The 25,045-nt window shown below is 71.2% G+C and carries 33 protein-coding genes and 1 riboswitch; of the genes, 17 read left to right on the forward strand and 16 right to left on the reverse strand.

All coding sequences use genetic code 11. The features are described from left to right. Window positions 1-1,015, reverse strand: a 1,015-nt coding sequence (locus AB0I15_RS01835) for a serine/threonine-protein kinase (protein ID WP_358088524.1), incomplete at its 3' end; no start/stop codon positions are given. Between the two features lie 127 nt (window positions 1,016-1,142). Between AB0I15_RS01835 and AB0I15_RS01840 the strand changes: the two genes are divergently transcribed. Next, entirely contained in the window at window positions 1,143-1,655 is a 513-nt protein-coding gene (locus tag AB0I15_RS01840) for a hypothetical protein (protein ID WP_358088527.1), read from the forward strand. A 129-nt stretch (window positions 1,656-1,784) separates the two neighbouring features. Here the strand turns inward: AB0I15_RS01840 and AB0I15_RS01845 are convergent, their stop codons facing one another. Continuing rightward, the gene (locus AB0I15_RS01845) at window positions 1,785-2,576 is read right to left on the reverse strand and encodes an ABATE domain-containing protein (RefSeq protein ID WP_358088530.1); all 792 of its coding nucleotides are present in this window, start codon (window positions 2,574-2,576) and stop codon (window positions 1,785-1,787) included. Between the two features lie 101 nt (window positions 2,577-2,677). Between AB0I15_RS01845 and AB0I15_RS01850 the strand changes: the two genes are divergently transcribed. Genes AB0I15_RS01850 through AB0I15_RS01860 form a run of 3 tightly spaced genes read left to right on the forward strand, consistent with a single transcriptional unit; the run spans window position 2,678 to window position 4,327 of the window. Beyond that, a complete protein-coding gene (locus tag AB0I15_RS01850) occupies window positions 2,678-3,415 on the forward strand; it encodes a metallophosphoesterase (RefSeq protein WP_358088533.1) in 738 nt (245 codons plus the stop codon). A gap of 5 nt (window positions 3,416-3,420) precedes the next feature. Then, a complete protein-coding gene (locus tag AB0I15_RS01855; protein WP_358088535.1) occupies window positions 3,421-4,023 on the forward strand; it encodes a LysE family translocator in 603 nt (200 codons plus the stop codon). A 13-nt stretch (window positions 4,024-4,036) separates the two neighbouring features. Continuing rightward, window positions 4,037-4,327 carry a YciI family protein gene (locus AB0I15_RS01860; protein WP_358088538.1) on the forward strand — a complete coding sequence of 97 codons (291 nt, stop codon included), beginning with the start codon at window positions 4,037-4,039 and terminating at the stop codon, window positions 4,325-4,327. On the opposite strand, the gene AB0I15_RS01865 is transcribed toward AB0I15_RS01860, so the two are convergent. After that, complete coding sequence (locus AB0I15_RS01865) at window positions 4,324-5,532, reverse strand: HAMP domain-containing sensor histidine kinase (RefSeq protein WP_358088541.1); 1,209 nt, start codon at window positions 5,530-5,532, stop codon at window positions 4,324-4,326. The two genes, AB0I15_RS01860 and AB0I15_RS01865, sit on opposite strands and share 4 nt — an antisense overlap. Then, window positions 5,529-6,185 (reverse strand): response regulator transcription factor, encoded by a 657-nt coding sequence (locus AB0I15_RS01870; RefSeq protein WP_358088544.1) that lies wholly within the window; start codon window positions 6,183-6,185, stop codon window positions 5,529-5,531. Before AB0I15_RS01870 ends, AB0I15_RS01865 begins: the two co-directional genes overlap by 4 nt. A 152-nt stretch (window positions 6,186-6,337) precedes the next feature. On the opposite strand from AB0I15_RS01870, the gene AB0I15_RS01875 reads away from it, so the two are divergent. The 4 genes from AB0I15_RS01875 to AB0I15_RS01890 are packed head-to-tail and all read left to right on the forward strand — an operon-like array spanning window position 6,338 to window position 9,943. Next, on the forward strand, window positions 6,338-6,868 hold the full coding sequence (locus tag AB0I15_RS01875; RefSeq protein WP_358088547.1) for a hypothetical protein: 531 nt from the start codon (window positions 6,338-6,340) through the stop codon (window positions 6,866-6,868). Continuing rightward, complete coding sequence (locus tag AB0I15_RS01880) at window positions 6,868-8,001, forward strand: peptidoglycan-binding protein (protein ID WP_358088550.1); 1,134 nt, start codon at window positions 6,868-6,870, stop codon at window positions 7,999-8,001. Before AB0I15_RS01875 ends, AB0I15_RS01880 begins: the two co-directional genes overlap by 1 nt. Continuing rightward, on the forward strand, window positions 7,998-8,723 hold the full coding sequence (locus AB0I15_RS01885; RefSeq protein WP_358088553.1) for an ABC transporter ATP-binding protein: 726 nt from the start codon (window positions 7,998-8,000) through the stop codon (window positions 8,721-8,723). Before AB0I15_RS01880 ends, AB0I15_RS01885 begins: the two co-directional genes overlap by 4 nt. Continuing rightward, window positions 8,723-9,943 (forward strand): ABC transporter permease, encoded by a 1,221-nt coding sequence (locus tag AB0I15_RS01890; protein WP_358088556.1) that lies wholly within the window; start codon window positions 8,723-8,725, stop codon window positions 9,941-9,943. The genes AB0I15_RS01885 and AB0I15_RS01890 overlap by 1 nt, the downstream gene beginning before the upstream one ends. 167 nt (window positions 9,944-10,110) lie before the next feature. Here AB0I15_RS01890 and AB0I15_RS01895 read toward each other — a convergent pair whose 3' ends face one another. After that, window positions 10,111-10,554, reverse strand: coding sequence for a hypothetical protein (locus tag AB0I15_RS01895; protein ID WP_358088558.1), 444 nt, complete (start codon window positions 10,552-10,554; stop codon window positions 10,111-10,113). Window positions 10,555-10,727: 173 nt separating this feature from the next. Between AB0I15_RS01895 and AB0I15_RS01900 the strand changes: the two genes are divergently transcribed. After that, window positions 10,728-11,021: an STAS domain-containing protein gene (locus AB0I15_RS01900; RefSeq protein WP_358088561.1), complete on the forward strand. Its 294-nt coding sequence runs from the start codon at window positions 10,728-10,730 to the stop codon at window positions 11,019-11,021. On the opposite strand, the gene AB0I15_RS01905 is transcribed toward AB0I15_RS01900, so the two are convergent. Next, window positions 10,953-11,654 (reverse strand): TetR family transcriptional regulator, encoded by a 702-nt coding sequence (locus AB0I15_RS01905; RefSeq protein ID WP_358088565.1) that lies wholly within the window; start codon window positions 11,652-11,654, stop codon window positions 10,953-10,955. The genes AB0I15_RS01900 and AB0I15_RS01905 overlap by 69 nt on opposite strands. Before the next feature lie 60 nt (window positions 11,655-11,714). On the opposite strand from AB0I15_RS01905, the gene AB0I15_RS01910 reads away from it, so the two are divergent. Next, the gene (locus tag AB0I15_RS01910; RefSeq protein WP_358088567.1) at window positions 11,715-12,005 is read left to right on the forward strand and encodes a hypothetical protein; all 291 of its coding nucleotides are present in this window, start codon (window positions 11,715-11,717) and stop codon (window positions 12,003-12,005) included. Between the two features lie 108 nt (window positions 12,006-12,113). Here AB0I15_RS01910 and AB0I15_RS01915 read toward each other — a convergent pair whose 3' ends face one another. Next, window positions 12,114-12,626, reverse strand: a complete 513-nt coding sequence (locus tag AB0I15_RS01915; RefSeq protein ID WP_358088569.1) for a VOC family protein — start codon at window positions 12,624-12,626, stop codon at window positions 12,114-12,116. 28 nt (window positions 12,627-12,654) lie between these two features. Continuing rightward, entirely contained in the window at window positions 12,655-13,632 is a 978-nt protein-coding gene (locus tag AB0I15_RS01920; RefSeq protein WP_358088571.1) for a rod shape-determining protein, read from the reverse strand. Between the two features lie 101 nt (window positions 13,633-13,733). Here AB0I15_RS01920 and AB0I15_RS01925 point away from each other — a divergent pair, with 101 nt between their 5' ends. The 4 genes from AB0I15_RS01925 to AB0I15_RS01940 all read left to right on the forward strand — a co-directional run bounded on the left by AB0I15_RS01925 (window position 13,734) and on the right by AB0I15_RS01940 (window position 16,704). After that, window positions 13,734-14,300 carry a class I SAM-dependent methyltransferase gene (locus AB0I15_RS01925; protein ID WP_358088573.1) on the forward strand — a complete coding sequence of 189 codons (567 nt, stop codon included), beginning with the start codon at window positions 13,734-13,736 and terminating at the stop codon, window positions 14,298-14,300. Between the two features lie 67 nt (window positions 14,301-14,367). Next, window positions 14,368-14,568 carry a DUF5302 domain-containing protein gene (locus AB0I15_RS01930; protein WP_358088576.1) on the forward strand — a complete coding sequence of 67 codons (201 nt, stop codon included), beginning with the start codon at window positions 14,368-14,370 and terminating at the stop codon, window positions 14,566-14,568. A gap of 160 nt (window positions 14,569-14,728) precedes the next feature. After that, window positions 14,729-14,862, forward strand: a riboswitch (cyclic di-AMP (ydaO/yuaA leader). A 216-nt stretch (window positions 14,863-15,078) separates the two neighbouring features. Beyond that, window positions 15,079-15,822: a hypothetical protein gene (locus tag AB0I15_RS01935; protein WP_358088578.1), complete on the forward strand. Its 744-nt coding sequence runs from the start codon at window positions 15,079-15,081 to the stop codon at window positions 15,820-15,822. Window positions 15,823-15,858: 36 nt separating this feature from the next. Beyond that, window positions 15,859-16,704: an alpha/beta fold hydrolase gene (locus AB0I15_RS01940; RefSeq protein WP_358088581.1), complete on the forward strand. Its 846-nt coding sequence runs from the start codon at window positions 15,859-15,861 to the stop codon at window positions 16,702-16,704. Window positions 16,705-16,753: 49 nt separating this feature from the next. Here the strand turns inward: AB0I15_RS01940 and AB0I15_RS01945 are convergent, their stop codons facing one another. The 5 genes from AB0I15_RS01945 to AB0I15_RS01965 all read right to left on the reverse strand — a co-directional run bounded on the left by AB0I15_RS01945 (window position 16,754) and on the right by AB0I15_RS01965 (window position 19,352). After that, window positions 16,754-17,125 (reverse strand): hypothetical protein, encoded by a 372-nt coding sequence (locus tag AB0I15_RS01945; RefSeq protein WP_358088583.1) that lies wholly within the window; start codon window positions 17,123-17,125, stop codon window positions 16,754-16,756. A 30-nt stretch (window positions 17,126-17,155) separates the two neighbouring features. Then, a complete protein-coding gene (locus AB0I15_RS01950; protein ID WP_358088585.1) occupies window positions 17,156-17,554 on the reverse strand; it encodes a roadblock/LC7 domain-containing protein in 399 nt (132 codons plus the stop codon). 29 nt (window positions 17,555-17,583) lie between these two features. Further along, entirely contained in the window at window positions 17,584-18,486 is a 903-nt protein-coding gene (locus tag AB0I15_RS01955; RefSeq protein ID WP_358088588.1) for a hypothetical protein, read from the reverse strand. 3 nt (window positions 18,487-18,489) lie between these two features. Continuing rightward, window positions 18,490-18,864, reverse strand: coding sequence for a roadblock/LC7 domain-containing protein (locus tag AB0I15_RS01960; RefSeq protein WP_358088591.1), 375 nt, complete (start codon window positions 18,862-18,864; stop codon window positions 18,490-18,492). A gap of 137 nt (window positions 18,865-19,001) precedes the next feature. Then, window positions 19,002-19,352 carry a helix-turn-helix domain-containing protein gene (locus AB0I15_RS01965; protein ID WP_358088593.1) on the reverse strand — a complete coding sequence of 117 codons (351 nt, stop codon included), beginning with the start codon at window positions 19,350-19,352 and terminating at the stop codon, window positions 19,002-19,004. A 53-nt stretch (window positions 19,353-19,405) separates the two neighbouring features. Here AB0I15_RS01965 and AB0I15_RS01970 point away from each other — a divergent pair, with 53 nt between their 5' ends. Further along, window positions 19,406-20,011 carry an NAD(P)-dependent oxidoreductase gene (locus tag AB0I15_RS01970; RefSeq protein WP_358088595.1) on the forward strand — a complete coding sequence of 202 codons (606 nt, stop codon included), beginning with the start codon at window positions 19,406-19,408 and terminating at the stop codon, window positions 20,009-20,011. 6 nt (window positions 20,012-20,017) lie between these two features. Here the strand turns inward: AB0I15_RS01970 and AB0I15_RS01975 are convergent, their stop codons facing one another. Continuing rightward, complete coding sequence (locus AB0I15_RS01975) at window positions 20,018-21,226, reverse strand: DUF4032 domain-containing protein (RefSeq protein WP_358088598.1); 1,209 nt, start codon at window positions 21,224-21,226, stop codon at window positions 20,018-20,020. Window positions 21,227-21,248: 22 nt separating this feature from the next. On the opposite strand from AB0I15_RS01975, the gene AB0I15_RS01980 reads away from it, so the two are divergent. After that, window positions 21,249-22,817 (forward strand): DUF885 domain-containing protein, encoded by a 1,569-nt coding sequence (locus AB0I15_RS01980; RefSeq protein WP_358088601.1) that lies wholly within the window; start codon window positions 21,249-21,251, stop codon window positions 22,815-22,817. 6 nt (window positions 22,818-22,823) lie between these two features. Here the strand turns inward: AB0I15_RS01980 and AB0I15_RS01985 are convergent, their stop codons facing one another. Together AB0I15_RS01985 and AB0I15_RS01990 are read right to left on the reverse strand one after the other, a co-directional pair. Further along, window positions 22,824-23,456 carry a class II aldolase/adducin family protein gene (locus tag AB0I15_RS01985; protein WP_358088604.1) on the reverse strand — a complete coding sequence of 211 codons (633 nt, stop codon included), beginning with the start codon at window positions 23,454-23,456 and terminating at the stop codon, window positions 22,824-22,826. 41 nt (window positions 23,457-23,497) lie between these two features. Further along, window positions 23,498-24,082 (reverse strand): TetR/AcrR family transcriptional regulator, encoded by a 585-nt coding sequence (locus AB0I15_RS01990; protein WP_358088607.1) that lies wholly within the window; start codon window positions 24,080-24,082, stop codon window positions 23,498-23,500. A 46-nt stretch (window positions 24,083-24,128) separates the two neighbouring features. Here AB0I15_RS01990 and AB0I15_RS01995 point away from each other — a divergent pair, with 46 nt between their 5' ends. Further along, a complete protein-coding gene (locus tag AB0I15_RS01995; protein WP_358088610.1) occupies window positions 24,129-25,043 on the forward strand; it encodes a carbohydrate kinase family protein in 915 nt (304 codons plus the stop codon). Window positions 25,044-25,045 lie beyond the last annotated feature (2 nt).

The raw sequence follows: 25,045 nt of genomic DNA on the forward strand, positions 1-25,045 counted from the left end.
TCGGTCCTTGGCCAGGCCCGAACATGGGCCCGCTTCCTTGCCCCTGCCCCTGCCCCTGCCCATGTCCCAGCCCTTGCCCCGGGCCCGATCCTTGCATGGGCCCTGGCATCGACCCAGCTCCAGCTCCAGCTCCAGCCCCAGCCCAGGGACCAGGGCCTGGTGTCGGTCCGGTTCCAGCCCAGGCACCCGCTCCGGCCTCTGGTGTCGGTCCGGTTCCCAGGCCCGGCATGGCGTTCTGGCCGCTGAGCAGCCGCAGGATCACATCCCGCATCGTCGGCCGTGCCCGCGCATCCTTGGCCAGGCAGGCGTACACGATCGACCGCATGGGCTGCGGCAGGTCACCGAGCTGGGGTTCGTTGTTCAGGATCCGGTTGATGATCGCGGGCAGCGTGTCCTGCCCGAACGGCGGCGTCCCCGTACCGGCCCACACCATGACCGACGCCCACGCGAACACGTCCGCGGGCGGCCCGACCGGCTGCCCCGCCAACTGCTCGGGCGCCATGTACGCGGGCGTCCCCACGATGCCGCTGGTGTGCGTGACGGCCTCGTCGAAGGCCCTGGCGATGCCGAAGTCGATGACGCGGGGCCCGCCCGGCCCGAGCAGCACGTTCGCGGGCTTGAAGTCGCGGTGGACGACGCCCGCCTCGTGGATGGCGGCCAGTGCGGTGGCCGTGGCGACCGCGAGCCGCTGCAGGTCGGCCCCACTGTGGCGGCCCGCCTGTTGCAGGGAGGGGCCTTCGACGTACTCGGTGACGATGTACGGCTGCGCCCCCAGCGAGGCGTCGAGCACCTGCGCGATGCAGAACGGCTCCACCCGCCGCGCGGCCGCGATCTCCTTGCCGAGCCGCGCGTCGAACCCGGCCCCTTCACGCAGCACCTTGACCGCCACGGAGCGGCCGTCGGGCGTCTGGCCGAGGTACACGGTGCCCTGCCCGCCCGCGCCTAATCGGCCGAGCAGGCGATATGCCCCTACTGCCGCCGGATCGTCCTCCCGCAGCGGTTCGACGTGCGCCATGAGAGAAGTGACTCCTGAGACGGGTGCAGCGGATCTTTACGTACGATAGCGACTCATTTATGGATTTGTAGTGAAGTTACCGAGTCGTCGGAAACCTTCCTGTCGTTCGGCCGTAAAGTAGTGGATCATGCCTCTGGCCACGGACACCGAGCTCGAACGGTCCACAGTGGTGGCCAACCGCCTGATGAACCGCGAGCGCCGCCTGCGTGCCTACGACCGCGAACTGGGCATCGACATCCTCGGCCTGCTGCGCGCCTCCGGCACCCGGCCGCTCCGCTGGCTGGACCTGTGCTGCGGAGCCGCGTACGCCCTCGGCGAGGCCGCCCACCATCTCGGCTCCGACGCCGAGATCACCGCCTCGGTGACCACCTGGCGTCCCGACCTGGTCCGCTTCGCCGCGCACGCCGCCACGGCGGTCCTCCTCTTAACGGGCGTCGCCCAGCTGGCCCGGGGCGCAAGGGGCTCGCCAGCCGTCCTTCGCCCGCTGGGTTCAAAGTGCCGGGGGGCTCGTCATCCCGTTGTCTTCGGGTTGCTGGGTTGGCGTGCAAGGGATTCGTCGCCGCGCCGTCCTTGGCGGGTCGGGTCGGGGCGCAGTGGGCTTATCGGCTTGCCGTGTCCGGTCTGCTGGGTCCGGGCGTAAGGTCTCGTGGCTTGTCGTCCCTGGCCTGGCCCGCCGGGTCGGGTGTAAGGGAGGCGGCACCGGTTCGCCCGGCGCCGTGGAGGTGAGGGCGGGAAGGGCTCGTCCTTCGCTCTTCGGGGCCCGTCGTGGTCAGGGGGTGGCGGGTTCGTCGCTCGTACGTCGGCGCTCGTAGTGGCGCGCCGCGCGGGCGCGGTTGCCGCATGACGGCTTGCACCATTCCTGTCGGCCATGGCTCTTGAGGAAATACCGCACACACCGCGGCGCACTACAGGCCCGCAACTGCTCGCGTTCCGGCCCGTTCAGGAAGTCGATGGCGGCACGGGCGAGCGCGGCCAGGAGCCGGACGCGCACATCCGGCTCCTCCGACAGCATCCGCGTCCGGGGAGCCTCGCCCTGCGGCCATTCCAGTCGCGGGACCACCGCCTCCCGCGCGGCCACCCCGTTGACGTGCGCCAACGCCTCCTCCACTGGCATCAGCCGATGCGCGTCGGCCCGGCTGGGCGGCGCAGGACTGACCGCCCGCGCGAACAACGCCCGCACGGCCCTCCGCAACGCGACGATCTCCGCCCGGAACTCCTCGTCCACCAGCAGCCCGTCCACCCCAGCTCGCTCCACTGGCAGCCCGCTCACGCCGACCTGCGCCGTTGGTGGTTCTCCCGGCCCTGCTTGTTTCGCTGGCGGCTCTCCCATCCCGCCCCGCCTCACCGAGGGTTCGCCCGCACTGGCCCGCCCCGCTGGCGGTTCTTCTGCCGTGGCCTGGCTCGCCGGTGGCTTTTCTGTGCTGGACTGCTCCGTCAGCAGGTCGTCCTGTTGCCTCAGCCATCGCGCCGTGCCCTGGAGGGTGGACAGGTCGTCGGTCACGCCGCCGGTTCCGTCGTGGCGGATCGTGCTCGCCAGTTCCAAGGCCAGCCAGCGCTCCACAACGCCTCTCCCTTCTTCCCCCGGGGCTCGCTTGCCCCCGTCCCAGCCACACTCTAAGGTCTCTAACGGTAAATCTTAATTTTCCATTAGAAGGAGGACCGTTGCTCCTCGCCCACATCAGCGACCTGCACCTGGACGGCACCGAGCGGGCGACCCGGCGCGCCACCCGGGTCATGGACCACCTGAGGGACATGCCGCAGCAGGTGGACGCCCTCCTGGTCACCGGCGACATCGCCGACCACGGCGCCGAGGCCGAGTACGAGGAGGCGGCCCGGATCCTGACCGCCCCCTTCCCCGTGCTGACCTGCCCCGGCAACCACGACGCCCGCCCGGCCTACCGTAAGGCCCTGCTGAGTGAGCCTCCCGGCACCGCCCCGATCAACGAGGTCCACCACATCGCCGGCACGGCCATCCTGATGTGCGACTCGACCATCCCCGGCCGCGACGAGGGCCTGCTGGACGCCGCCACCCTCGCGTGGATGGACGCCACCCTGGCGGAGCTCGACCCGGGCACCTCGGCCCTGATCGCCTTCCACCAGCCACCCGTACGGCTCCACCACCCGCTGCCCGACTCCTGCCGCCTGGAGCGCGAGGACCGGTTGGCCGCCCTGCTGGATGCCCATCCCCAGGTCGTCGCCGTCCTCACCGGCCACGCCCACACGGCGGCCGCCACCATGTTCGCCGCCCGCCCGCTGATCGTGGGCCCCGCCGTCACCTGGACCCTGCGCATGCCCTGGGAAGGCGACCGCCCCGCCGACCGCGACCAGCCTCCCGGCCTGGCCTTTCACATCCTCGACGACGAGCGCCGCCTGACCACCCACTACCGTGTCGTGCTCTGACCCCGATGATCCACCCGTACGCCGTCGCGGGCTTCCTGCTCGCGATCCTGCCCCTGATCGCCACCCCAGGAGCCAGCCTGACCCTGCTGGTGGGGCAGGTCACCACCGGAGGCCGCCGCCAGGCCCTGCCCGTCATCCTCGGCACGACCACCGGCCTGTACGTCCACGCCACCCTCGCCCTGGCCGGCCTGTCGGCCCTGGTCATGCACTCCAGCCAGGCCTTCACCGCCGTCAAGCTGACCGGCGCCGTCTACCTCATCGGCCTGGGAATCTGGACCTGGCGCTCCACGGCCCCGAAGGAGCCGCGCCGCCACGGCCAGAAATCCCCCTATGTCCAGGCGCTGCTCTCCAACGTCCTCAACCCGAAGGCCGCCTCCATCTACCTGACACTCGCCCCCCAGTTCATCGCGCCGGAGCGGCCCTTCCCCGCCCAGATCCTCACCCTGGCCACCGCCCACGCCCTCCTCATGGTCCTGTGGCTCCTCACCTGGGCGTTCCTCATCCACCGGGCGACCCACGTGCTGCGCCGCCCCTGGTTCAGGCAGGCGATCGCCAGGATCACCTCACTGGTGCTCGTGACCCTCGGTCTCCGAACGGCCCTGAGCTGAAAGGATGAAGGGCATGCTGCACGTGCTGCTGGTCCGCTACACGGCCCCGCCCGACCAGGTCACCCCGCACGTCCCGGGCCACGTGGCCTACCTGGAGCGTCGGCACGCCGACGGCACGTTCCTGCTCTCCGGCCAGACGGTCCCCGACAGCGTCGGCGGCGTCATCCTGGCCGTCGGCTCCCGCGAGCACGTGGAGCGGGTGGCCGCCGAGGATCCGTTCGCGGTGGCGGGCGTGGCCGCCTATGAGATCGTCACCGTCGAGCCGGGCCGCCTCGACGACGACCTGCGCAAGCTGCTCGGCTAATCGCGGGCGCGGGGCAGCGCGACGGCCACCACCAGCCCGCCCCCGTCACGGGGCCGCGCCCTGACGTCCCCGCCGTGCGCCGTGGCCACCGACCGGACGATCGACATCCCCAGCCCCGCGCTCGTCCCCGTCACCGTCCGTTCGGTCCCGAGCCGGTGGAACGGCTTGAACAGCAGCGGCACGTCGTACGGCGGCACGATCGGCCCGGTGTTGCTGACCTCCACCTCGACCTTCCCCCCGGACACGGTACGGCTCACCACCCGCACCCACCCGGTGCCGTCGTCGACGTTGTACCGGATGCCGTTCTCGACCAGGTTGTGCACCAGTCGTTCGAGCAGCAGCGCGTCCCCGGTGGTGGGCGCCTGCGCGAGGACCTCGTACACGGTGACCTTGGCGTCGGCGGCGTCCTGGGCGGTGTGCGTGACGACGTGCGTCACCACGTCGGCCAGGTCCACCGGCGACCGGTCCGTGATCTCCTGCTCGGATCTGGCCAGCAGCAGCAGCCCGCTGATGAGGCGTTCGTGGCGGGTGTTGATCTCCAGCAGGCTCTCGCCCAGCTCCTTGACGTCGGTCGAGGCCGTACGCCGGTGCATGGCCAGCTCGACCAGCGCCCGGTTCAGGGTCAGCGGCGTACGCAGCTCGTGCGAGGCGTTGGCCACGAACCGGCGCTGCCCGTCGAAGGAATGGTCGAGCCGCTCCACCATGGTGTCGAACGTGTCGGCCAGATCCTTGACCTCGTCGGCGGGCCCGGTCAGCGCGATCCGCTCGTGCAGGCCGCGCTCGGCCATGGGGGCGGCGGCGATCTTGCGGGCGGTGGCGGTGACCAGGTGCAGCGGGGCCAGCACCCGGCCGGCGACCACCCAGCCGAGGCCGACGGCCGCGCCGCCGACCACGACGAGCGAGATCAGGCCCTGCGTGATCAGCGACGTGACGGCGGCGGCGCGCAGCTTCGCCTCCTGCACCCGCATCCAGTCGACCGCGTCCTCGCCGCGCAGCGTGGTGCCGTCCTTGGTGAAGATCAGGTTCTTGGACTTGCCGGGCTCGCTGACGAACCGGCTCTCGAAGGACTCGTTGAGCTGCTGGTTGAACAGGAGATAGGTGACGCCGAGCAGCGTCAGGCCGGCGAGGAAGAAGACGGCGCCGTACACGAGGGTGAGCCGCAGCCGCAGAGTGGGACGCAGGCGCGCCCTCGCCAGGAGGTTCATGCGATGCGGTAACCCACGCCCGGCACGGTCTCCACGACCGGCGGTTCGGCGAGCTTGCGGCGCAGCTTGAGGATGGTGAGCCGCACCGCGCCCGTGAACGGGTCGGCGTGCTCGTCCCACGCCTTCTCCAGGAGCTGCTCGGCGGAGACGACGTTCCCGCCGGCCCGCATCAGCTCGGACAGGACCGCGAACTCCTTCTTCGACAGCGGCACGAACCGCCCGCTCCTGAACACCTCCCTGCGCGCCGGGTCGAGCGTGATCCCCGCGCGCCGCAGCACGGGCGGCACGGCGGGGCGGGAGCGCCGTCCCAGTGCCAGGACCCGGGCGGCCAGCTCGGGGAAGGCGAACGGTTTCGGCAGATAGTCGTCGGCCCCCAGCGACAGCCCGGTCACCCGGTCGTCGAGCTGGGCGGCGGCGGTGAGCATGAGCACTCGCGCGTCGGACTCCGACTCGACCAGTTCCCTGCACACCTCGTCACCGTGTACGCGCGGCAGGTCGCGATCCAGCACGACCACGTCGTAGTCGTTGACCGCGATCCGTTCCAGCGCGGCCTCGCCGTCGTGCGCCAGATCGACCGCGTGGGTCTCCTCACGCAGCCACTCGGCAATCGCGTCGGCGAGCATGCGCTCGTCCTCAACCACCAGCACCCGCATGGCGTGTCCCAGGCCCTTCTCTCGCTTACAGAGCCGAGTGTGACGTAGGGGGCATTTGGTCAAAATAAGCCGCCGATGGAAACGCTGAGGAAACAGCGGGCCCTATTGCATCTCCACTCGAACGACGTTCCCTTCGACGGAGGAGATGCTCCATGCGAGGACGAGTCCTCAGTGCGCTGGTCACGGCGCCGATCGCGTTCACCCTGTTCCTGACCGGCTGCGGCGCGGACGACGCCGGCGGCGGGTCCGACGTGGCGTCGGTGAGCGGCACCGGCACTCAGGCCGCCGCCAGCGCCCAGCCCACCGAGGATCGGCAGGCCAAGGCGCTCAAGTTCGCCCAGTGCATGCGCGAGAACGGGGTGGACGTGCCGGACCCCGAGCCGGACGGCAAGATGATGATGAAGTTCGACGGGAGCGTCCCGCAGGAGAAGGTCGAGGCGGCCCAGGAGGCCTGCAAGCAGTACGCCCCGAGCGGTCAGCGCCAGGGCGGGGGCGACCCCAAGATGGCCGAGAACCTGCGCAAGGTCGCCCAGTGCATGCGTGACAACGGCGTCGAGAGCTACCCCGACCCCGAGGGCGGCATGATGCGCATCACCGGTGACGTCGGCAACGACCCCGACTTCAAGTCCGCGCAGGCCAAGTGCGAGAAGGAGTCCGCCGAGGCTGGTATGGGAGGCTCTTGATGGGCCCTGTCAAGGAGGGGGTCACCCTGGATGAGGAGGCGGCGCCCGCCCGGCCGCGCCGGCGCCGCGGCCGGGGCAGGCTGGTCGCCGGGCTCCTGGTCGCGGTGGCCGCCGCGGGCGGTGGGCTGGTGGCGGTCAACAGCGCGGGCCTGCTCAACGGGTCCGCCGGGCCGACGCGGTCGGCCAGCGCCCTGCCCCCCGCCACCGCCGCGGTGACCAGGCAGACCCTGAACGACACCACCGACGCCGACGGCGAGCTCGGCTACGGCCCGGTGACCACGGCTCTCAGCCGGCAGCCGGGCACGATCACCTGGCTGCCCGACAGCGGCGCGACGATCTCGCGCGGCAGGTCGCTGTTCCGGGTGGACAACAAGCCGGTCATGCTCATGTACGGCGACACGCCCGCCTACCGCGACCTCAAGGTCGGGGTGGAGGGCAAGGACGTGGAGAACCTGGAGCGGAACCTGCGCAAGCTCGGCTACGACGGGTTCACGGTGGACGACGAGTTCACCTACGACACGGCCGAGGCCGTCATGGAGTGGCAGGAGGACCGGGGCCTGGACGAGACCGGCGTGGTGGAGCTGGGCCGGGTCGTCTTCGCCCCCGGCAAGGTGCGGGTGGACAGCCTCGACGCCGAGGCGGGCCAGCCGGCCACGCCGGGCCAGAAGGTCCTGACCTACACGGGCACGTCCAAGGTCGTCACGGTGTACCTCGAGGCCGAGGACCAGCGGATGGCCAAGAAGGGCTCCAAGGTCGAGGTCACGCTGCCCGACGGCAAGAGCGTCAAGGGCAAGATCACCGAGGTGGCCACGGTCATCGTGCCGGGCGAGGCCCAGAACGACGACCCGCAGACGCGCGTGGAGGCGCTCGTCTCGATCGGCGCCGCCAAGGCGGCCAAGGGGCTGGACAAGGCGGCGGTGGACGTGACGTTCACGGCGTCCCAGCGCAAGAACGTCCTGACCGTGCCGGTCGCGGCGCTCGTGGCGCTGCAGGAGGGCGGGTTCGGCCTCGAGATCATCGAAGGCGGCAGGTCTCGATACATCAAGATCGAGACGGGATTGTTCTCCGGTGGCCGGGTCGAGGTCAGCGGGGACGGGCTCACCGAGGGCATGACCGTGGGGATGCCGAAATGACGTACCCCATGATCGCGCTGAGGGACGTGTCCAGGACGTACCCCGGCGGCGTGGCGGCGCTGCAGTCGGTGTCGCTGCGGATCGACCACGGCGAGCTCGCCGCCATCGTCGGCCCGTCCGGGTCGGGGAAGTCCACCATGCTCAACGTCGTCGGCACCCTCGACCGGCCCTCCTCGGGCAGCATCCACATCGACGGGTACGACGTCTCGAAGCTGTCCGACGGCCAGCTCTCGGCCCTGCGGGCGACCACGATCGGATTCGTCTTCCAGTCGTTCCACCTGGCCGCCAAGATCCCCGCGCTGGACAACGTGGCCGACGGCCTCGTCTACACCGGCCTCGGCCGGGCCGAGCGGCGCCGTCGGGCCGCGGCGGCGCTCAGGCGGGTCGGGCTCGGGCACCGCCTGGACCACGAGCCGCACGAGCTGTCCGGCGGTGAGCGGCAGCGCGTGGCCATCGCCAGGGCCGTGGCGGGCGACCCGCCGCTGCTGCTGGCCGACGAGCCCACCGGCGCCCTCGACTCGGTGTCGGGCACGGGGGTGATGGAGCTGCTGCACGAGCTGAACGCGGGCGGCACCACGATTGTGATCATCACGCACGACCGGGAGATCGCCGCCAGCCTGCCCCGGCAGGTACGGATGCGCGACGGCCGGATCCTGTCCGACTCCGCCACGGACTCCGAATCCGGGCCCTGGTCCGAGCCCGCGCGATCCGGGGTGGCGTGATGACCGTCATCGAGGTGCCGCGGCCGAGACTGTCCCCGGCCAGGATGCGGCCGGGCGACGTGATGCGGGTCGGCGCGGTCGGCCTGCGTACGCGCCCGCTGCGGGCCTTCCTGTCCGCGCTGGGCATCGCCATCGGCATCGCGGCCATGGTCGCCGTGGTCGGGCTCTCGTCCTCCTCGGGCGCCGAGCTCGACCGCCAGCTCTCCGCGCTGGGCACCAACCTGCTCACGGTCTCGTCGGGCACCACGATCATGGGCGAGGCGGCCCAGATGCCCAAGGACGCCGAGGCCATGATCGAAAGGATCGGCCCGGTCGAGTCGGCCTCGGCGATCGGCAAGCTCCCCGAGGCCAAGGCCTACCGCTCGGAGCAGATCCCCGAGGCCCAGACCGGCGGCCTCAGCACCTACGCCAGCCGCCTCGACCTGCCCGCCACGGTGGGCGCGACGCTGCGGAGCGGCACATGGCTGAACGCGGCCACCGAACGCTACCCGGCCGCCGTGCTCGGCGCGACCACGGCCCAGCGGCTCGGCATCGGGTCGGCCGGGCCGGACGCGCAGGTCATCGTGGGCGGCCTGCGGTTCACGGTCGTCGGCGTCCTGGAGCCGGTGCCGCTGGCCACCGAGCTGGACAGCGGCGTCATGATCGGCTGGCCCGTGGCCGAGGAGCGGCTCGGGTTCGACGGCCATCCGACGATCCTCTACACCAGGTCGGAGGAGGCCAGGCTGGAGGCCGTACGCCAGGTGCTGGCCGGCACGGCCAACCCCCAGGCGCCGAACGAGGTGGACGTCTCCCGCCCGTCGGACGCGCTGGCCGCCAAGCAGGCGACCAGCCAGGCGTTCGCGAACCTGCTGCTGGGCGTGGGCGCGGTGGCCCTGCTCGTGGGCGGGGTCGGGGTGGCCAACACCATGGTCATCTCGGTGCTGGAACGCCGGGCGGAGATCGGGCTGCGGCGCTCCCTGGGCGCCACCCGGGGGCAGATCCGTACCCAGTTCCTGGCGGAGTCGCTGCTGCTGTCCGCGATGGGCGGGGGCGGCGGGGTCCTGCTGGGCACGGGGGTCACGATGGGTTACGCGCTCTACAGCGGCTGGCCGTCCGTGGTGCCCGCCTGGGCCACGATCGGCGGTCTGGCGGCGACCCTGGTGATCGGCGCCATGGCCGGCCTCTACCCGGCCATCCGCGCCTCCCGCCTGTCACCGACGGAGGCCCTGTCCAACCCCTGACCGTGCCTCCGCGCGGAAGACGGCCCCGGCGGCGACGAGGCGGCACGCGCGCTCGGCCCAGGCGAGCGCGCGCCCGGCCTCCGGAATCACTCCGCCGTGCGGCAGGCGTCTTGTCCAGCTCCGGGATCAGTCGGCCGTGCGGCAGGTCGTCTCGCCCGGCTCCGGTATCAGTCGGCCGCGTAGCAGGTCGTCTTGCCCACCACCTGGACGCCCGGCCTGTCACCGGACAGCACGGTCAGCTCGAACGTCAGCCGCGTCTCCGGATGCCGCAGCACCGCCACGTCCTGCCCGTCGTCGTCGCGCAGGTCCAGGTCGTCGACCACCATGTCATAGCCCATGGCCTCAAGCCGGGCCAGCAGCCCGCTGGAGTCCGCGGCGAGGTCGCTCTCCCCTCGCAGGAACCGTCGCACCTGACCCGGTACGCAGGAGCGGTCCTCGACCTGCTCCATGCCCGACAAGTGCAGCTCGGTGGCGCTGACCAGGCTGCCGGCGTCGGTGTTGAGCCGCCGGGTGGCCGCCTCGAGGGTGGGCGGCTGGGACGAGGTCGAGCAGGCCGTCATCGCCACGACGCAGAAGAGCACCGCGGAAAGGATGTGACGGCGGGCGCGCACAATCGGACAATATCGGAGATCGCTTATGACAACCTGTCAAATCACGCAGGAATCACAAACGTGTCTTCCGTCAATCTGACATAAAGCTCAAGATTCCGGGCACGCCCTCCAGGGCGTACGACAGGCGTCCCCACCGGAGCCGAATGATCTTCGAAACCGATGGCCAGGTGAACGTGACCCTAGTTCCGCACCCCCACGGCCTGCACATCGCCGGCGAGATCGACTACGGCAGCCACCATCTCCTGGCCGGCGGCCTCGACGGCGCGATCCTGGACGGCCGGAGCGACATCCGGCTCGACCTGTCCGGCCTGACCTTCATCGACGTGGCGGGGCTCCGGCTCATCGTCACCACGGCCGCCCGCCTGTCGCCGGGCCGGCGGCTCGTCCTGGCCCCGCTCTCACCCATGGTCCGCCGCCTCCTCGCCCTGACCGGCTGGCAGCACGCCCCCGGCCTCCACATCCCCTGAGCGCGGGTCGAGCAACTGGGCGGCCAGCGTGCGGTGGGCCCACTCCTGCCACCGCTCCGGCGACCACGCCCGCTTCTCCACGAGCAGCAGGTAGAGCTCGGGCCCGAGCAGCCCGTACAGCACGTCGGCCGCCGCCTCCGGTGAGACGCCGGGCCGGGCGCCCGGCTTGGCCATGAGCGCCTCGGCCGCCGCCCGCTGCACGACGTAGCGGGGATCGACGTCCTGCGGCCAGCTCGCCGCCACCTCGGGGTCCATCGCCACCGCCGCGTCGAGGACCTTGGTGATCGGCGCCACCCTGGCCAGCACGGCGGACGTGCCGCGCACGTGGGCGCGCAGATGCTCCGCGGCGCTCGGCGTGGCCATCGCCGCCGCGAACCAGGGCCGGTCCATGGTGGCCAGCGGCTCGTCGTCGCCCGCGATCGTGACGTCCACCAGCTCCTTGAGCAGCGTGCGCTTGTTGCCGAAGACGAAGTAGATCGTCTGCACGGCCACCCCGGCGAGCTCGGCGACGTCCTGGAGGTTGGTGACGCCGTAGCCGTCGCGGACGAACAGCTCGCCGGCCGCCTTCAGGATGCGCCTCCGGGTCTCCTGGGCCTTCTGTGTCCGTTTGCTGACCCTCTTGACGTCGCTCATGGCTGTAGCTTAACTCTAGTTACGTTCACTAGAAGTCAACTCTAGATAAGGACTACAGCGATGGCCTTCATCCGTACCGTCCGCTTCACCGCCGACCCCGCCGACGCCGACCAGGTCCTCGCCCGGCGCGCCGCCCTGATCGCGGCGGTCCGCGCCGGCTTCCCCGGCCTGGCCGAGACCCGGCTCACCCGGATCGACGAGGGCACCTGGGCCGACCACTGGCGCTGGAACTCGCGCGCCGAGATGGACGCCGTGATCGCGGCCGGTCCGTCGCTGCCCGAGGCGAAGTCGGCGTTCGAGGTGGTCAAGGACGCGAGCGTCGAGCTCGGAGAGCTCGTCGACGAGCGCTGACCGCACCCGGGCCCGGCGGGGGAGGCGCCGGGCCCACCAAGCCGGACGTCCCGAAGCCGGGCCCACCGAAGCCGGGCCCACCGAAGCCGGGCCCGTCGAACGGGCCGGTCAGGGGCGCCAGCGCCGTAGCCCCGTGTCCCGTTCGTACGGCTGCGCGTCCGGATACGTCAGCAACTCCACGGTCCCGCCCCACGGCGTCCGGCAGTAGGCGAACCGGTTGCGCTCACCCGCCTCGGGCCCAGGCAGCGGCACCGGATCGGCCAGCCGGGTCCCGCCCGCGTCGGCGACCCGCCGCAGCGCCGTGTCCAGGTCGTCCACGTACAGGGCCACGTGCTGCCACCCCAGATCGCACGGGATGACCGCCCCGGCCTGCCGCGGCCCGCTGAACTCGAACAACTCGATCCCGGGCCCGTTCGGCAGCCGCAGCATGCGCACCGCCACCTCCGCCGTGCCCTGCGGCACCCCGAGCCGCCGCTCGGTCGCCCAGCCCCCTCTGGGGCCCTTGCCGCGGGGCAGGGTGTCGTAGAGGACCTCGGCCCCGAACGCGCGGGCGAAGAACACCGTCGCCGCCTCGAGGTCGGGCACCGTCACCCCGATGTGGTCGATGCCGCGGACCGTCATGGGCCACCTCCAGTCGTGGGCGGGTCCGTCATGAGTGCCACTCCCTGAGCCGACCGGCCAGCCCCCGGTCGTCCACGCACCGGCCCAGCCCGAGCGCCACGGAGTCCATCGGGCGTTCGGCCCGGCGTACCGGCATGTGCAGCGCCGCGCGCAGCCGCCGCTCGAGGCCGCGCAGCAGCGCGCCGCCGCCGACCAGCACCGCGCCCCGCTCGCCGAGATCGGCGGTGAGCTCGGCCGGGCAGCGCGCCACGGTCTCCACCGCCTCGCTCACGACGGCCTCGATCGGCCGGTCGGCGGCCTCGTCGATCGAGCGGACGGGCAGCGGCAGCGCGCACGACCGGCCGCTGTCGGGGTCGCGCGCCATCACCACCACCTGGCCGTGGACGTCGGTCCGCCGCTTGGCCGACTCGGCCTCGGCCTCGTCGAGCAGCAGCCCGTGCTCGCGTTCGACCAGGCGGATGAGGGACATGTTGACGGCGTGCCCCCCGAAGGGCACCGCCCCGTACGCGACCACGGTCCCGCGCGAGAGCACCGCGATCCGGGCGGAGTCGCGCCCGACGTCGATCACCATGCTGCCGGGGCAGTCCCTGACCGGCAGCCCGGCGCCCATCGCCGCCGCCAGCGCGTGCGGGATCAGCACGATCCCCCTGGCCTCGGCCTCGAACGCGATGTCGTGCAGCGCGGTCCGGTCGATCGGGGTGGAGTCGTTGGGCAGCGCCATGACGATGCGCGGCCGGAAGAACGGATGCCGGTGCACCTTGCGCAGGAAGTGCTTGATCATGCGCTGGGCGAGCTCGGTGTCGGCCGGCAGGCCGCCGCTCACGGGCCAGCGCGTCTGACCGTCACCGTCGCGCGCCGCCTCGGCGCCGTACCGGATGACCTTGCCCGTACGGTCGTCGAGCGTTACCGCCGACGGCTCGTCGAGCACGATTCCCTTACGCCTGACGTAGATCCGGGTGCTCGCCGCACCGAGATCCATCGCCAGGTCACGACCCAGGAGACTCATCGGCGGACCGGGGGCTCGACCATCATGTTCCGCTGTATTTCCCGAGCCGCTCCAACACAACACCAGGAGAATGGAACGGATCCACCGCGTAAGGTACAGCCGTGCTCGACTACGACCTCGAGGCCGAACGTTACGACGAGACCCGCGGCGGGCTCGCGCGCGCCACCGCCGCCGCGGAGGCCGTGCGCGCGCTGATCCCCGGCGGCACGCTGCTCGACGTCGCGTGCGGCACCGGGCTGGTAACCCGCGAGCTGGCCGGCCGGGGCCTGCGGGTGCTCGGCGTCGACGCCTCGGCGGGCATGGCGCGCGTCGCCGCCGGCCGGATACGCGTGGCGCTCGGCGACAGCCGCAGGCTGCCGGTACGCGACGGATCGGTCGACGCGGTCACCACGATCTGGCTGCTGCACCTGCTCGACGACGCCCGCCCGGTGATCGCCGAGGCCGCCCGCGTGCTGCGGCCGGGCGGCGTCTACGTCACGACCGTCGACAAACGCGCCGCGCACGGCCCCGGCGGCCGGCCCGACCCGCCCGACCGGGCCGCCCTGGTCGTCGCGGCGGCGGCCGGGCACGGCCTGCGAGCTGCGGGGGAGGCCGAGTTCGTGGGGCACGGGCAGGGGCGTTCCGGCCCCGATCCGGTGTTCCGCCTCCTGGCGTTCGGCCGGGTCTGAGGCCGGTTTCGCGTCATAAGCGGGGTCATGCGAAGCTGTGATTGTCCCCAACACCATGGAGGTCCTCATGGCGGAATCACCGGAGCCGGAAGTCAGCGAAACTCCCGAGGACGAGCTGAAGCGCAAGTTCCGCGAAGCACTGGAGCGTAAGCGCAACCAGCACGCGGACTCGGGCGCGGGTGGCAGGGGCGTCGACCCATCGAAGATCCACGGGGCGCACGGTCCGGCTGCGAGTAAGAGATCATTCAGGCGCAAGAGCGGCGGCTGAGGCTGGAATTCACGGGGGTACGGCATGCCGTGCCCCCTCTTGCTTTACCTATATAGGTAGATCTTCTACTCTTTGATACGAAAAGTTTGCGTTTGTCCGATTCGGTAGTTAGAGTGAACGCCATTACCAGCCGGTGACCTAGTCCTTACCCAAGAAGGACAGCCGGTTGGCGCCGAATCCCGAAGCTCGGGAACCGGGGAACCACCTCACTGGGGTGAATCCGGCCACGTGCCGGTAGGGCATCTCCACGCCCGAACCCGTCAGCTAACCCGGTAGGCGTGATGGAGAGGACACTTTACTTAATGGACCACCGCGTCGTACCCCCAGACAACGCCGTGCCGGCCGCCGCCCGCTGAGCGGCCCCCTTCCCAAGGCTTGTTCTTGCGCTCCACATAGCACTGTTGGGCGTTCTGCCCTGCTATGCCCCCACCTTTTCGGAGCGCAATTCCCCTGTCCCCCCGTGAAGGGCTTTAACTTTTCATGTCTTGTTCTGGCCTGCGTGCCCTCGCCATGCTTACCGCCTCCACCGTCGGTGCGCTGACCATCGCCGGGACGGCCGCCCACGCCGACTCCGACACTGACGAGAAGATCCTGCTCAAGGGCTCCACCACCGCGTCGTACTTCTGGGACGACTCCTCCGGCCGCGCCGGGGACACGGGCCTGCCCGCCAGTGGCAAGCCCATGCAGAAGGGCCTGGCCGCCAGCCCGAGCTGGCCGCTGCTGACCGAGGGCTACGTGGTCTACAAGGGCAAGAAGATGCCCTTCTTCGTCGGTGACCGCGGCCCCGGAGTCCCCTCCAACCGCGGCATCATGCTGGACCTCGACGCCAAGACCTTCGCCGACCTGACGGGCGGCTCCTTCAACTCCAGCACGCTGGGCGTGGACGGCGTCGGCGGCCAGGGCCACATCAAGGTCGACTACGTCATCACCAAGTGGGGCGACGGCGTGGGCAAGAAGAACTATCCGGTCGCCTTCTCCACCGGCGCCTGGTCCAAGCGGGACAACAACCCGGCCAAGCCCCCGCAGATCCTGGCCGAGGAGAAGCCTGCGGAAGAGAGCGCTCCGCAGGGTGGCGGCATCGCCATCGAGGCTCCCGCCCAGGACGGCGGCGGGGTCACCGAAGCGGCCGCTCCCCAGGGCGAGCCCCAGGAGGCGAGCGTGGTGGGCGGCGCGCTCATGGCCGGCGCCCTCGCCATGGCGGGCGGCGGCGCGGTGCTCGGCGGCGAGCGCCTGCGCAGGCTCGTCAAGCGCTGACTTTACGAGGCCGGACTAGAATGCCATTCTAGTTCCGTGACCACCCGCGTAGCCGTCAACGGCATCGAAATCGCCTACGAGAGCTTCGGCTCGCCCACAGGGCGGCCCCTGCTCCTCATCATGGGGCTCGGCGCACAGCTCATCCACTGGGACGAACGGCTCTGCGAGCTCCTGGCGGAGCAGGGACACCACGTCGTACGGTTCGACAACCGCGACACGGGCCTGTCCACGCACCTCCACGACCACGGTGTTCCCTCGACGGGATCGCCGTCGCCGTACCTGCTGGACGACCTGGCCGACGACACCGCCGGGCTCATGGACGCCCTCGGCTGGAGCTCGGCCCACGTGGTCGGCGCGTCGATGGGCGGGATGATCGCCCAGACGCTGGCCATCCGGCACCCGGCGCGGCTGCTGACGCTGACCTCCATCATGTCCACGCCGGGCCCGGCGATCGCGCCGCCCGCGGAGGCCGCCGCCACGGTCCTCATGACCAGGCCCCCGGCCGACCGCGAGGCCGTGCTGGCGCAGGCCGTGCGGACGTGGTCGGTCATCGGCTCGCCGGGCTACGAGCTGGACCGGGAGAAGATCGTCATGATGGCCGGGCTGGCCTTCGACCGCTGTTTCGACCCGGCGGGCACCGCCCGGCAACTGGCCGCCATCATGGCGTCGGGAGACCGTACGGAGGCGCTGGCCGGCGTACGCGTGCCCACGCTGGTGCTGCACGGTGAGGCGGACCTGCTCGTCCCGCTCGCGGGCGGCCAGGCGACGGCGGCGGCCATTCCGGGGGCCCGGCTGGTGACGTATCCGGGGATGGGCCACGACCTGCCCGCGGCGCTCTGGCCCGACATCGTCGCGGAGATCACGAAGCTGACCGGCGCGTGAGCATGGCGACGGCCCGCGACCGGGCGGGCACGGGCCGTCGCGGGCCTGGTCAGACCTCCAGTTTCTCCTCGATGGCGCGCATCTGGTGCCGGGCCATCGCCAGGTTCGCGCGTCCGCGGTCGAGCGCCAGGTAGAGGAACAACCCCTTGCCACCGCGCCCCGAGATGGGACGGATGATGTGGTATTGCCCGCTCAGCGTGATCAGGATGTCCTCGATGCTGTCCTTGAGACCCAGCGAGTCCATCGTGCGGAGTTTGGCCTTGACCACCTCCGTGTTACCGGCCGCGGCGACCTGGAGATCCAGGTCTTTGGAGCCGCCGAGCGTGCCCAGTGCCATGCCGCTGCCATGATCGACGACGGCCGCGCCCACCGCGCCGTCGATCGCCAGCATCTCCTTGAGAGAGACGTCCATGCCTGCCATGTTTCTTCCTCCCTTTCTGCCTGGAACGGTTCAGTGCTTGCGTGCTGCGACGGCGGCCACTCCGGCAGCCGTCTTCCTGCCCTCCAGCCGCAGCAGCCCGACGTTCGCGCCGGGTCCGGCCAGGACCGTGAGGACGATGGTGGGGCCGGCGGCGTAGAAGGCCACGAAACCGGCGGTGCCGGAGATGAGGGTCTCCTCGAACGCTCCCTGGCCGGTGATGATCAGCATCCGCCTGCTCATCGCGAGCAGCGCCGCCGACAGCGCCGCGGCCTGCTCGGCGGAGTCTCCCGCGGCCTCTCCCGCCGCGTCCTCCCCGAAGTCGCAGGCGATCTGCAGGCCGTCCACGGTGCAGGCGACGCTTCCGTTCACGCCCGGGGTGCGCTCGCGCAGGAGCGCCATCTCCTCCAGAACCTCTTGCCGTAACTCCACCCGTGGCCTCCTCCTGAGTGAGGGGAACCTCACGACAGCTCCTCGAGCGCCTTCTTCAGCCGCATCAGCAGCGCCAGGTCGGTTGGATCACCCGTTATGGGCGGGCCCAGCGGCAGGGCCGGCGCCCCGGGATCGTGGGGCGGCCGCGCGTGCGCCGGTTGCCGCGCCCGCACCGGCAGGCCGCCCTGCGGGTCGTCGTCCGGAGCCTTCCGGCGCTTCGGCAGGCCGCTCGGGGGCTCGTCGTCGGGAGCCTTCCGGCCGTCCGCGCGCCGGTCCGGGGCCCGTCCCGGCTCCGGCGCGGCGAGCAGCCCGGAGGCCGTCAGCCGCCGGACGGCCAGCAACACCGAGTAGCCGGACCGGCCCATCAGCCTGGCCAGCTCCAGCGGGGTCGCCTTGTGGTCGGCCCTGACGATGACCTCCCACTGGATCCGGCTCAGCGTCACCCCGTGACCCGGCAGCCGGGGCACCGGTCGTACCGGGAGGGTGTCCACGTCGGCGGACGGCCAGATCTGGGCGAGCTGCGCCCGCCGCCGCGCGCACTCCCGCACCAGGCCCGACACGTCGAAGAACCACTGATCGCCCAGCCAGTGCCGCTCCCCGGGGCGGAACTTGGGCCGTGTCCCGCTCAACGGCAGCAGGAAGAAGGCCGCGTCCAGGACCACGCCGAGCACCGCGTACTGCAGCTCGCCCTGGGTGACGGGCCCCTCGGCGAGCAGCCGCGCGCAGCCGCCGTCGGCCGGCAGGCCGCGCAGCGCCGACTCGCTCATCACGCCCCTGGCCGCGAGCAGGCGTTCGACGCCCGGCGTCTGGGCGCACTCCATGTACGTCACGCGCCCGTCGGACAGGAAGATCGTGCCGGTCCTGCCGAGCCGGAGCGCCCCGGTGGAACGCTCGCGGGCGAGCCCGGCCAGGAGGGTGTCGAGCCTGCTCATGGGTCACGTCGTCAGGCGGCTGGAGATGGAGCTCAGGCGGTGGCGTGCCAGAGCCAGATTGGATCGTTCCAGGTCAAGGCGTACGTAGATGACCAGCGGCCCCTCGAACACCGTCTCCAGCAGCCTGAGCAGATGGTGGCCCTTGTCCGTGGTGACGAGCATGTCGTCGATGCGGACGACGTCGCCCGGACACGTGCGGGCCAGGCCGTCGGTGGTGGCGCGCAGCGCCTCCGTGAGCGCGGCGGCGGAGCGGTCGGCGTCCACACCCGACGCGCTGCTGAAGGCCACCGCCATGCCGCTGGTGTGGTCGACCAGCATGGCGTCCAGTGCCCCGGGTATGGACATGACCTCCGCCAGGCAGGTGTCGATTCCGAGCACGTGACCTCCCTCGCCGTGGTGGGAACGAGGAAAGCGTAGGGGTACGGAATCGCGGCTTCATCAGGCGAAGCGCCGGCGTGGCACTTTTATACGGCTACGTCGTAGAAAACCATCACCGTTACGAATAACTGTACGATTTATGAGAATTTCTCGCGGCAACGAAGAATTTCCCCGACATTCCGCTCCGCCCACGAGGCCACCACGGAGACCGGCTCGTGCAGCGAGCGCCCGAGCTCGGTCAGCGTGTACTCCACCCGCGGCGGCACCTCCGCGAACACCTCCCGCGTCAGCAGCCCGTCCTGCTCCATGGCCCGCAGCGTCTGCGTCAGCACCTTGGGCGTGACCCCGCCGATCCGCGTCCTGAGCTGCGTGAAGCGCATGGGCCCGCCGACGAGGCAGAGCAGCACCAGCACCGACCATTTGTCGCCGATCCGATCAAGAACCACCCTGGTCGGGCAGTTCGGGTCGAAGACGTCGCCGGTATCCATGAGGTACTTATAGCACGATGAAGTAACCAGTATCAAAGAGATACTGTTGCACCATGAAGATCCTTCTCTTTGGCGCGACCGGCATGGTCGGCCAGCGCATCGCCGCCGAACTGAGCTCCCGCGGCCACGACGTGACCGGTGTCAGCCGCCGGGGCGGCCCCGTCAAGGGGGACGTGCGCGACACCGCCACACTGGCCGAGGGCCACGACGTCGTCATCTCCGCCATCGCACCGCCGCGCGACGGCACCGAGCCCGAGGGCCCCTTCCTCGACGCCAACCGCGCCCTCGTCGAGGGGGTGCGCGCGGCCGGCGTGCGGCGGCTGATCGTCGTCGGCGGCGCGGGCAGCCTGGAGGTGGCTCCCGGCCTCGACCTGGTCGACACGCCCGACTTCCCGGAGATCTACAAGAAGGAGTCGCTGGCGGGGCGCTCGGCGCTGCGTCTCTACCGTGAGGTCGAGGACCTCGACTGGACGTTCGTCTCCCCGGCGGCGGAGATCGCGCCGGGGGAGCGCACCGGGGTCTTCCGGGTCGGCGGCGACACGCTGCTGGCCGACTCCGAGGGCCGCAGCTTCATCACGGCCGAGGACTACGCGGTCGCGATCGCCGACGAGGTGGAGAAGGGCGCCCACCCGCGTCAGCGCATCACGGTGGCCTACTGAAGGCGTCTACTGATCGGGCTCGTCGGGGAGCAGGGCCCGCTCGTCGGGCTTGTGTACGAGGATGTTGTCCACGTACGACTTCACCGCCGTGGACAGCCCGACGTCGGAGCCCTCCTCCTCTGACAGGTACCAGCGGTGGTCGAGGATCTCGTGGAAGAGCTGCGCCGGCTCCAGCTTGCCGCGCATCCCGGCGGGAATGGCCTCGACCGTCGGCTGGAACACCTCCGCCAGCCACCGGTGCGCCACGATGGCCTCGTCCTCGTGCCGCAGCCCCTTGGCCACCCGGAACCCGTCGAGGTCGTTGAGCAGCCGCCTGGCCTGGTTCTCCTCGACGTCGAGCCCGGTCAGCCGGAGCAGCCGGCGCTGGTGGTGCCCGGCGTCCACGACCTTGGGCCGCACGATCAGCCGGCCGGTGCCGACCTTGCGCCGCACCATCATCTCGGCGACGTCGAAGCCGAGCAGGTTGAGCCGCCTGATGCGCTGCTCCACCCGGTGCCAGTCCACCTCTTCGATGATCTCGCTCTGCGTGATCTCGTCCCACAGGCGGTGGTAGCGGGAGACGACGTCCTCGGCGGTCTCCATGGGGTCGATCGACGGGTGCAGCAGCCCGCCGGCCTCCAGGTCGAGCATCTCGCCGAAGATGTTCGTGTGCGCGGCGTCGATGTCGCCGAGCCGCTGCCCCTCGCTGATCATCGGATGCATCTCGCCGGTCTCGGCGTCCACCAGGTACGCGGCGAACGCGCCCGCGTCCCGGCGGAACAACGTGTTGGACAGCGAGCAGTCGCCCCAGTAGAAGCCGTTCAGGTGCAGCCGGACGAGCAGCACGGCCAGCGCGTCGAGCAGGCGGGTGAGCGTGTCGGGCCGCAGGGTGCTCGACATGACCGCGCGGTAGGGGAGCGAGAACTGCAGGTGCCTGGTGATCAGTGCCGCGTCGAGGCCCTCCTCGCGGCCGGTGACGTACGCCACCGGCTCCACGGAGGGCGCGTCGAGCCGGGCCAGGTCCCAGAGCAACTGGTATTCCCGTTTGGCGTAGCGTTCGCTGATCTCCTTGATCGCGTACACCTTGCCGGAGAGCCGGGCGAAGCGTACGACGTGCCGCGAGATGCCGCGCGGCAGATCGACCAGATGGTGTTGCGGCCAGTCTTGGAGCGGAACCTCCCAAGGGAGGCGAATCAGGTCAGGGTCGCCTAGTGCGCCAGTGATCTGAAGGGGCATTTGCTCAGGATATGGTGCATTGGTGGACGAGTTTCTCAACTGGTACTTTTCCGACCGTCCCGTCGTGGCCAGTGCGCTGGGGGCCGACGGCTACGATCACACCCTCGGAGACCTGACCGCCGCCGGCTGGGCCGCCCGCGAGCGGGAGCAGGTTCGCTGGGTCGAGCGCCTGTCGGCCGCCGAGGCCCCGACGCCGGACGACGCGATCGACAGAGATCTCGTCCTGTCGCAGCTCAGAGGCTCGATCGCGATGGCGTCCTGGCCCGAGTGGCGGCGCGACCCCAGCCTCTACCTCACGGCGATCTTCGGCTCGATGTTCCAGCCGTTCCAGCACCGGCTCAAGCCGGAGCCCGAGCTGGTGGCCGCCGCACTGTCCCGGCTGGCCGAGGTGCCCGGCGTGCTGGCGGCCTGCCGCGCGAACCTGGACCCCGACCTGGCCGCGCCGCTGCTGGTCAAGCGCGGCCTCGGCCAGGCGCGCACCGGCCGCAACTTCCTGACCCGCACGATCCCGTCCATGGTCGCGGACACCGCCCTGCGCGCCAAGCTGGCGGAGGCCGCCGAGCCGGCCGCGCGGGCGTTCGACGAGCTGGTGACGTTCCTCGAGGGCTTCGAGTGCGGCGGCACCTGGCGGATGGGGGAGCGGCTCTACTCCACGCTGCTGCGCGAGCGCGAACTGCTCGGCTACGGCGCCGCCGAGCTGCACGCGAAGGGCCAGGCCGCCTGGGCGGAGCTGGACACCCGGATGCGCGAGGTGGCGCTGCGGGTCAACGGCACCGAGGACTGGCGGGCGGCCATGGAGTTCCTCATGGACGACCACCCGGCGACCCTGGCCGACATGCGGGCCGAGTACGACACCGAGACCCAGCGGGCCCGCGCGTTCGTCAAGGAGCGGGACCTGGTCACCTTCGCCGAGGGCGAGGAGTGCCACGTGCTGCCGTCGGCCGAGTACACCCGGCCGGTCCTGTCCGTGGCCCACTACCTGTCGCCGCCTCCGCTGAGCAGCTCGCGCACCGGCGTCTTCTTCGTCCCCTACACGCCGGACGACTTCACCGAGGAGCAGGTACGCCAGCGCCTGCGCACCAACTCGCGGGCCCAGATGCCCTCGATCGCGGTCCACGAGGCGTATCCCGGGCACCACTGGCACCTGTCGTACATGGCGGGCAACCCCCGTACGGTCAGGAAGGTCTTCCGCACGCCGTACTTCACCGAGGGCTGGGCCCTGTACGTCGAGAAGCTCCTGCACGAGCAGGGCTACTTCGACACCCCGGCCACCGAGCTGGCCCACCTGGACTGCCGGATCTTCCGCGCCGCCCGGATCGTCGTGGACACCGCGCTGCACTGCGAGGACATGTCCATCGAGGAGGCCGAGACGTTCATGGCCACGAAGGCGTCGCTGTCGCCGGGCACCGCGCAGGGCGAGGTCAACCGCTACTGCGCCTGGCCGACGCAGGCGCCGTCGTACCTCACGGGCGCCATCGAGATCGACCGCATCCGGGCCTCGTTCCGGGGATCGGCGAAGGAGTTCCACGACCGGATCGCCGGGTCCGGCGGGCTGCCCCTCGGCCTCGCGGAGCAGGCCGCCCTCTCATAGGCCCTCTCATAAGCGCGGGAACTCGGGCGGGTTGAGCGCCCGATCGACCACGGCGGCGAGCTGCTCCTCCGTCAGGATGGTGGGCCTGCCGACGCCGAGCCCCCGCACGTACACCTCGCACAGCCACTCCAGCAGCCGGGTGGCCTCGAACGCCTCCTCAAGGGTCGCCCCGATGCTCACTCCGCCGTGGTTGGCCATCAGGGCGGCCCGCTTGCCCTCCAGGGCGGCGCGCACGTTGGCGGCCAGCTCGGGCGTGCCGTAGGTGGCGTAGCCGGCCACCTTGACCACGCCGCCCAGCAGCAGCGCGTTGTAGTGCACCGGGGGCAGCTCGGTCATCGTCGTGGCCACGACCGTCCCGAACACCGAGTGGGTGTGCACGATGGCCTGCGCGTCCGTGGTCTCGTAGACGGCCAGGTGCATGGGGGTCTCGCTGGAGGGCTGGAGGTCACCCTCCACGAGACGGCCCGCCATGTCCACGATCGGGCACGTCTCGGGCGTCAGCCGGTCGAGTGCCACGCCCGAGGGCGTGACCGTGACGAGGTCGCCCTGGCGCACGCTGAGGTTGCCCGAGGTGCCGATGACCAGGCCGAGCTCGACGGCGCGGCGGCCGTACTCGCACAACTGCTCACGGAGGCTCATGTGCTGGCAATGTAGTCGGTCGTCCGAAATGCGGCAATCGCTCAGAGGCGGTCGAGCGCCTGCAGCATGAGGCGCTCGATGTCCACGCGGGTCAGTCGGCCGGGGTAGAGGAGCAGGTGCAGGCTGAGGCCGTCGACCAGGGCGAGCAGGTGCTCGGCGAGGTCGTCGAGGTTGTCGCCGGTCTTCAGCTCGCCGGCCGCCCGGGCCTGCCCGAGCAGGTCGCGTACGGCGGCGCGCAGCTCGCCCGCCTCCGCGCTCTGGACCTCGGCCAGCCGCTCCGAGGCCAGGCTCCGGCTCCAGAAGCTGACCTCCAGCCGCGTCTCCTGCGTCCGCTCCGCGTCCAGCGGCAGGTTGTCCAGCAGCAGCTCGCGCAGGGCCGCCAGCCCCGTCACGCCCTCGACCTTGCCCGCCAGCCGGGCGCGGATGCGCTGGTGGGACTGGCGCAGCGCGGACAGCAGGATCTCGTCCTTGTCGGTGAAGTAGTGGGCGAGCACTCCGTTGGAGTAGCCCGCCTCCTTGGCGATGGCGCGTGTGGTGGCGGCGTCGATGCCGTCCCTGACGATCACCCGGCGGGCCGCTGACAGGACCTCGCGCCTGCGCTCGTCGTGATCGACGATCTTCGGCATCCAATCCTCCGTTGACTTTTTATTCGGACGTCTGTCTATTTAGACTATGACCGTCGTCACCGTCGGCGTCCACATCGTCGACATCCTCGCCAGGCCCGTGGACCACATTCCCGAGGGCCAAGACACCGTGCTGGTCGACCAGATCCGCCTCACCGCCGCCGGCGCCGCCGCGGGAACGGCGGTGGACCTGGTCAAACTGGGCAACGACGTGGTCACCATGGGCGCGATCGGCGATGACGAGCTGGGTGACTTCCTGCTCGCCGTGCTGGCCAAGCGGGGGGTCGACACCTCCCGCCTCGTCCGCAGGGCGGGCGAGCAGACGGCCGCCTCGATCCTGCCCATCAGGCCCGACGGCGGGCGGCCCAGCTTCCACGTGCCCGGCGCGAACCTGAGCGTGACCTACGCCGACCTGGACCCCGACGTGCTGCGCGGCGCGCGGGCGATCCACCTGGGCGGGACGGACGTCACGTTCGGCCTCGGCGACCCGGCCTTCTTCGCCCTCCTCGACGAGGTCAGGGCGTCCGGCGTGATCGTCACGATGGACCTGCTCTCGGAGATGCCCGACCTGCTGGGCATGGCCCGCGCGTTCCTCCCGCACGTGGACTACGTCCTGCCGAACGAGTCACAGGCCCTGCTGATGACCGGCGGCTCCGACGTACGCGCCGCCGCCCGCGCCCTGCTCGCCGACGGGCCGCGCGGCGTGCTGGTCACCCTCGGGGAGGCGGGCAGCCTCGTCGTCACGCCGGACGGCACCACGGAGGTCCCGGCGATCAAGACGGAGGTCTCGGACACGACGGGCTGCGGCGACGCCTACTGCGCCGGCTTCCTGACCGGCCTCCTGCACGGCCGGGACGTGCCGACCGCCGCCCGCTGGGGCACGGCCGCCGCCGCCCGCGTGGCCACCGGACTCGGCTCCGACGCCGGCCTCACCGACCTCGAATCCACCCTCAGCCTGCTCTAAGG

The organism is Nonomuraea sp. NPDC050643 (genome assembly GCF_040654715.1).
Lineage (GTDB): Bacteria > Actinomycetota > Actinomycetes > Streptosporangiales > Streptosporangiaceae > Nonomuraea.

Bases quoted from the DNA above. Each gene is read 5' to 3' on its own strand.
- AB0I15_RS01885 (WP_358088553.1), top strand. From the start codon at position 7,998: ATGACGTACCCCATGATCGCGCTGAGGGACGTGTCCAGGACGTACCCC.
- AB0I15_RS01935 (WP_358088578.1), top strand. From the start codon at position 15,079: ATGCTTACCGCCTCCACCGTCGGTGCGCTGACCATCGCCGGGACGGCC.
- AB0I15_RS01880 (WP_358088550.1), top strand. From the start codon at position 6,868: ATGGGCCCTGTCAAGGAGGGGGTCACCCTGGATGAGGAGGCGGCGCCC.
- AB0I15_RS01915 (WP_358088569.1), bottom strand. From the start codon at position 12,626: ATGACGGTCCGCGGCATCGACCACATCGGGGTGACGGTGCCCGACCTC.
- AB0I15_RS01990 (WP_358088607.1), bottom strand. From the start codon at position 24,082: ATGCCGAAGATCGTCGATCACGACGAGCGCAGGCGCGAGGTCCTGTCA.
- AB0I15_RS01945 (WP_358088583.1), bottom strand. From the start codon at position 17,125: ATGGCAGGCATGGACGTCTCTCTCAAGGAGATGCTGGCGATCGACGGC.
- AB0I15_RS01995 (WP_358088610.1), top strand. From the start codon at position 24,129: ATGACCGTCGTCACCGTCGGCGTCCACATCGTCGACATCCTCGCCAGG.
- AB0I15_RS01890 (WP_358088556.1), top strand. From the start codon at position 8,723: ATGACCGTCATCGAGGTGCCGCGGCCGAGACTGTCCCCGGCCAGGATG.
- AB0I15_RS01910 (WP_358088567.1), top strand. From the start codon at position 11,715: ATGGCCTTCATCCGTACCGTCCGCTTCACCGCCGACCCCGCCGACGCC.
- AB0I15_RS01870 (WP_358088544.1), bottom strand. From the start codon at position 6,185: ATGCGGGTGCTGGTGGTTGAGGACGAGCGCATGCTCGCCGACGCGATT.
- AB0I15_RS01855 (WP_358088535.1), top strand. From the start codon at position 3,421: ATGATCCACCCGTACGCCGTCGCGGGCTTCCTGCTCGCGATCCTGCCC.
- AB0I15_RS01965 (WP_358088593.1), bottom strand. From the start codon at position 19,352: ATGGATACCGGCGACGTCTTCGACCCGAACTGCCCGACCAGGGTGGTT.
- AB0I15_RS01955 (WP_358088588.1), bottom strand. From the start codon at position 18,486: ATGAGCAGGCTCGACACCCTCCTGGCCGGGCTCGCCCGCGAGCGTTCC.
- AB0I15_RS01860 (WP_358088538.1), top strand. From the start codon at position 4,037: ATGCTGCACGTGCTGCTGGTCCGCTACACGGCCCCGCCCGACCAGGTC.
- AB0I15_RS01920 (WP_358088571.1), bottom strand. From the start codon at position 13,632: ATGAGTCTCCTGGGTCGTGACCTGGCGATGGATCTCGGTGCGGCGAGC.
- AB0I15_RS01865 (WP_358088541.1), bottom strand. From the start codon at position 5,532: ATGAACCTCCTGGCGAGGGCGCGCCTGCGTCCCACTCTGCGGCTGCGG.
- AB0I15_RS01930 (WP_358088576.1), top strand. From the start codon at position 14,368: ATGGCGGAATCACCGGAGCCGGAAGTCAGCGAAACTCCCGAGGACGAG.
- AB0I15_RS01840 (WP_358088527.1), top strand. From the start codon at position 1,143: ATGCCTCTGGCCACGGACACCGAGCTCGAACGGTCCACAGTGGTGGCC.
- AB0I15_RS01985 (WP_358088604.1), bottom strand. From the start codon at position 23,456: ATGAGCCTCCGTGAGCAGTTGTGCGAGTACGGCCGCCGCGCCGTCGAG.
- AB0I15_RS01970 (WP_358088595.1), top strand. From the start codon at position 19,406: ATGAAGATCCTTCTCTTTGGCGCGACCGGCATGGTCGGCCAGCGCATC.
- AB0I15_RS01975 (WP_358088598.1), bottom strand. From the start codon at position 21,226: ATGCCCCTTCAGATCACTGGCGCACTAGGCGACCCTGACCTGATTCGC.
- AB0I15_RS01905 (WP_358088565.1), bottom strand. From the start codon at position 11,654: ATGAGCGACGTCAAGAGGGTCAGCAAACGGACACAGAAGGCCCAGGAG.
- AB0I15_RS01875 (WP_358088547.1), top strand. From the start codon at position 6,338: ATGCGAGGACGAGTCCTCAGTGCGCTGGTCACGGCGCCGATCGCGTTC.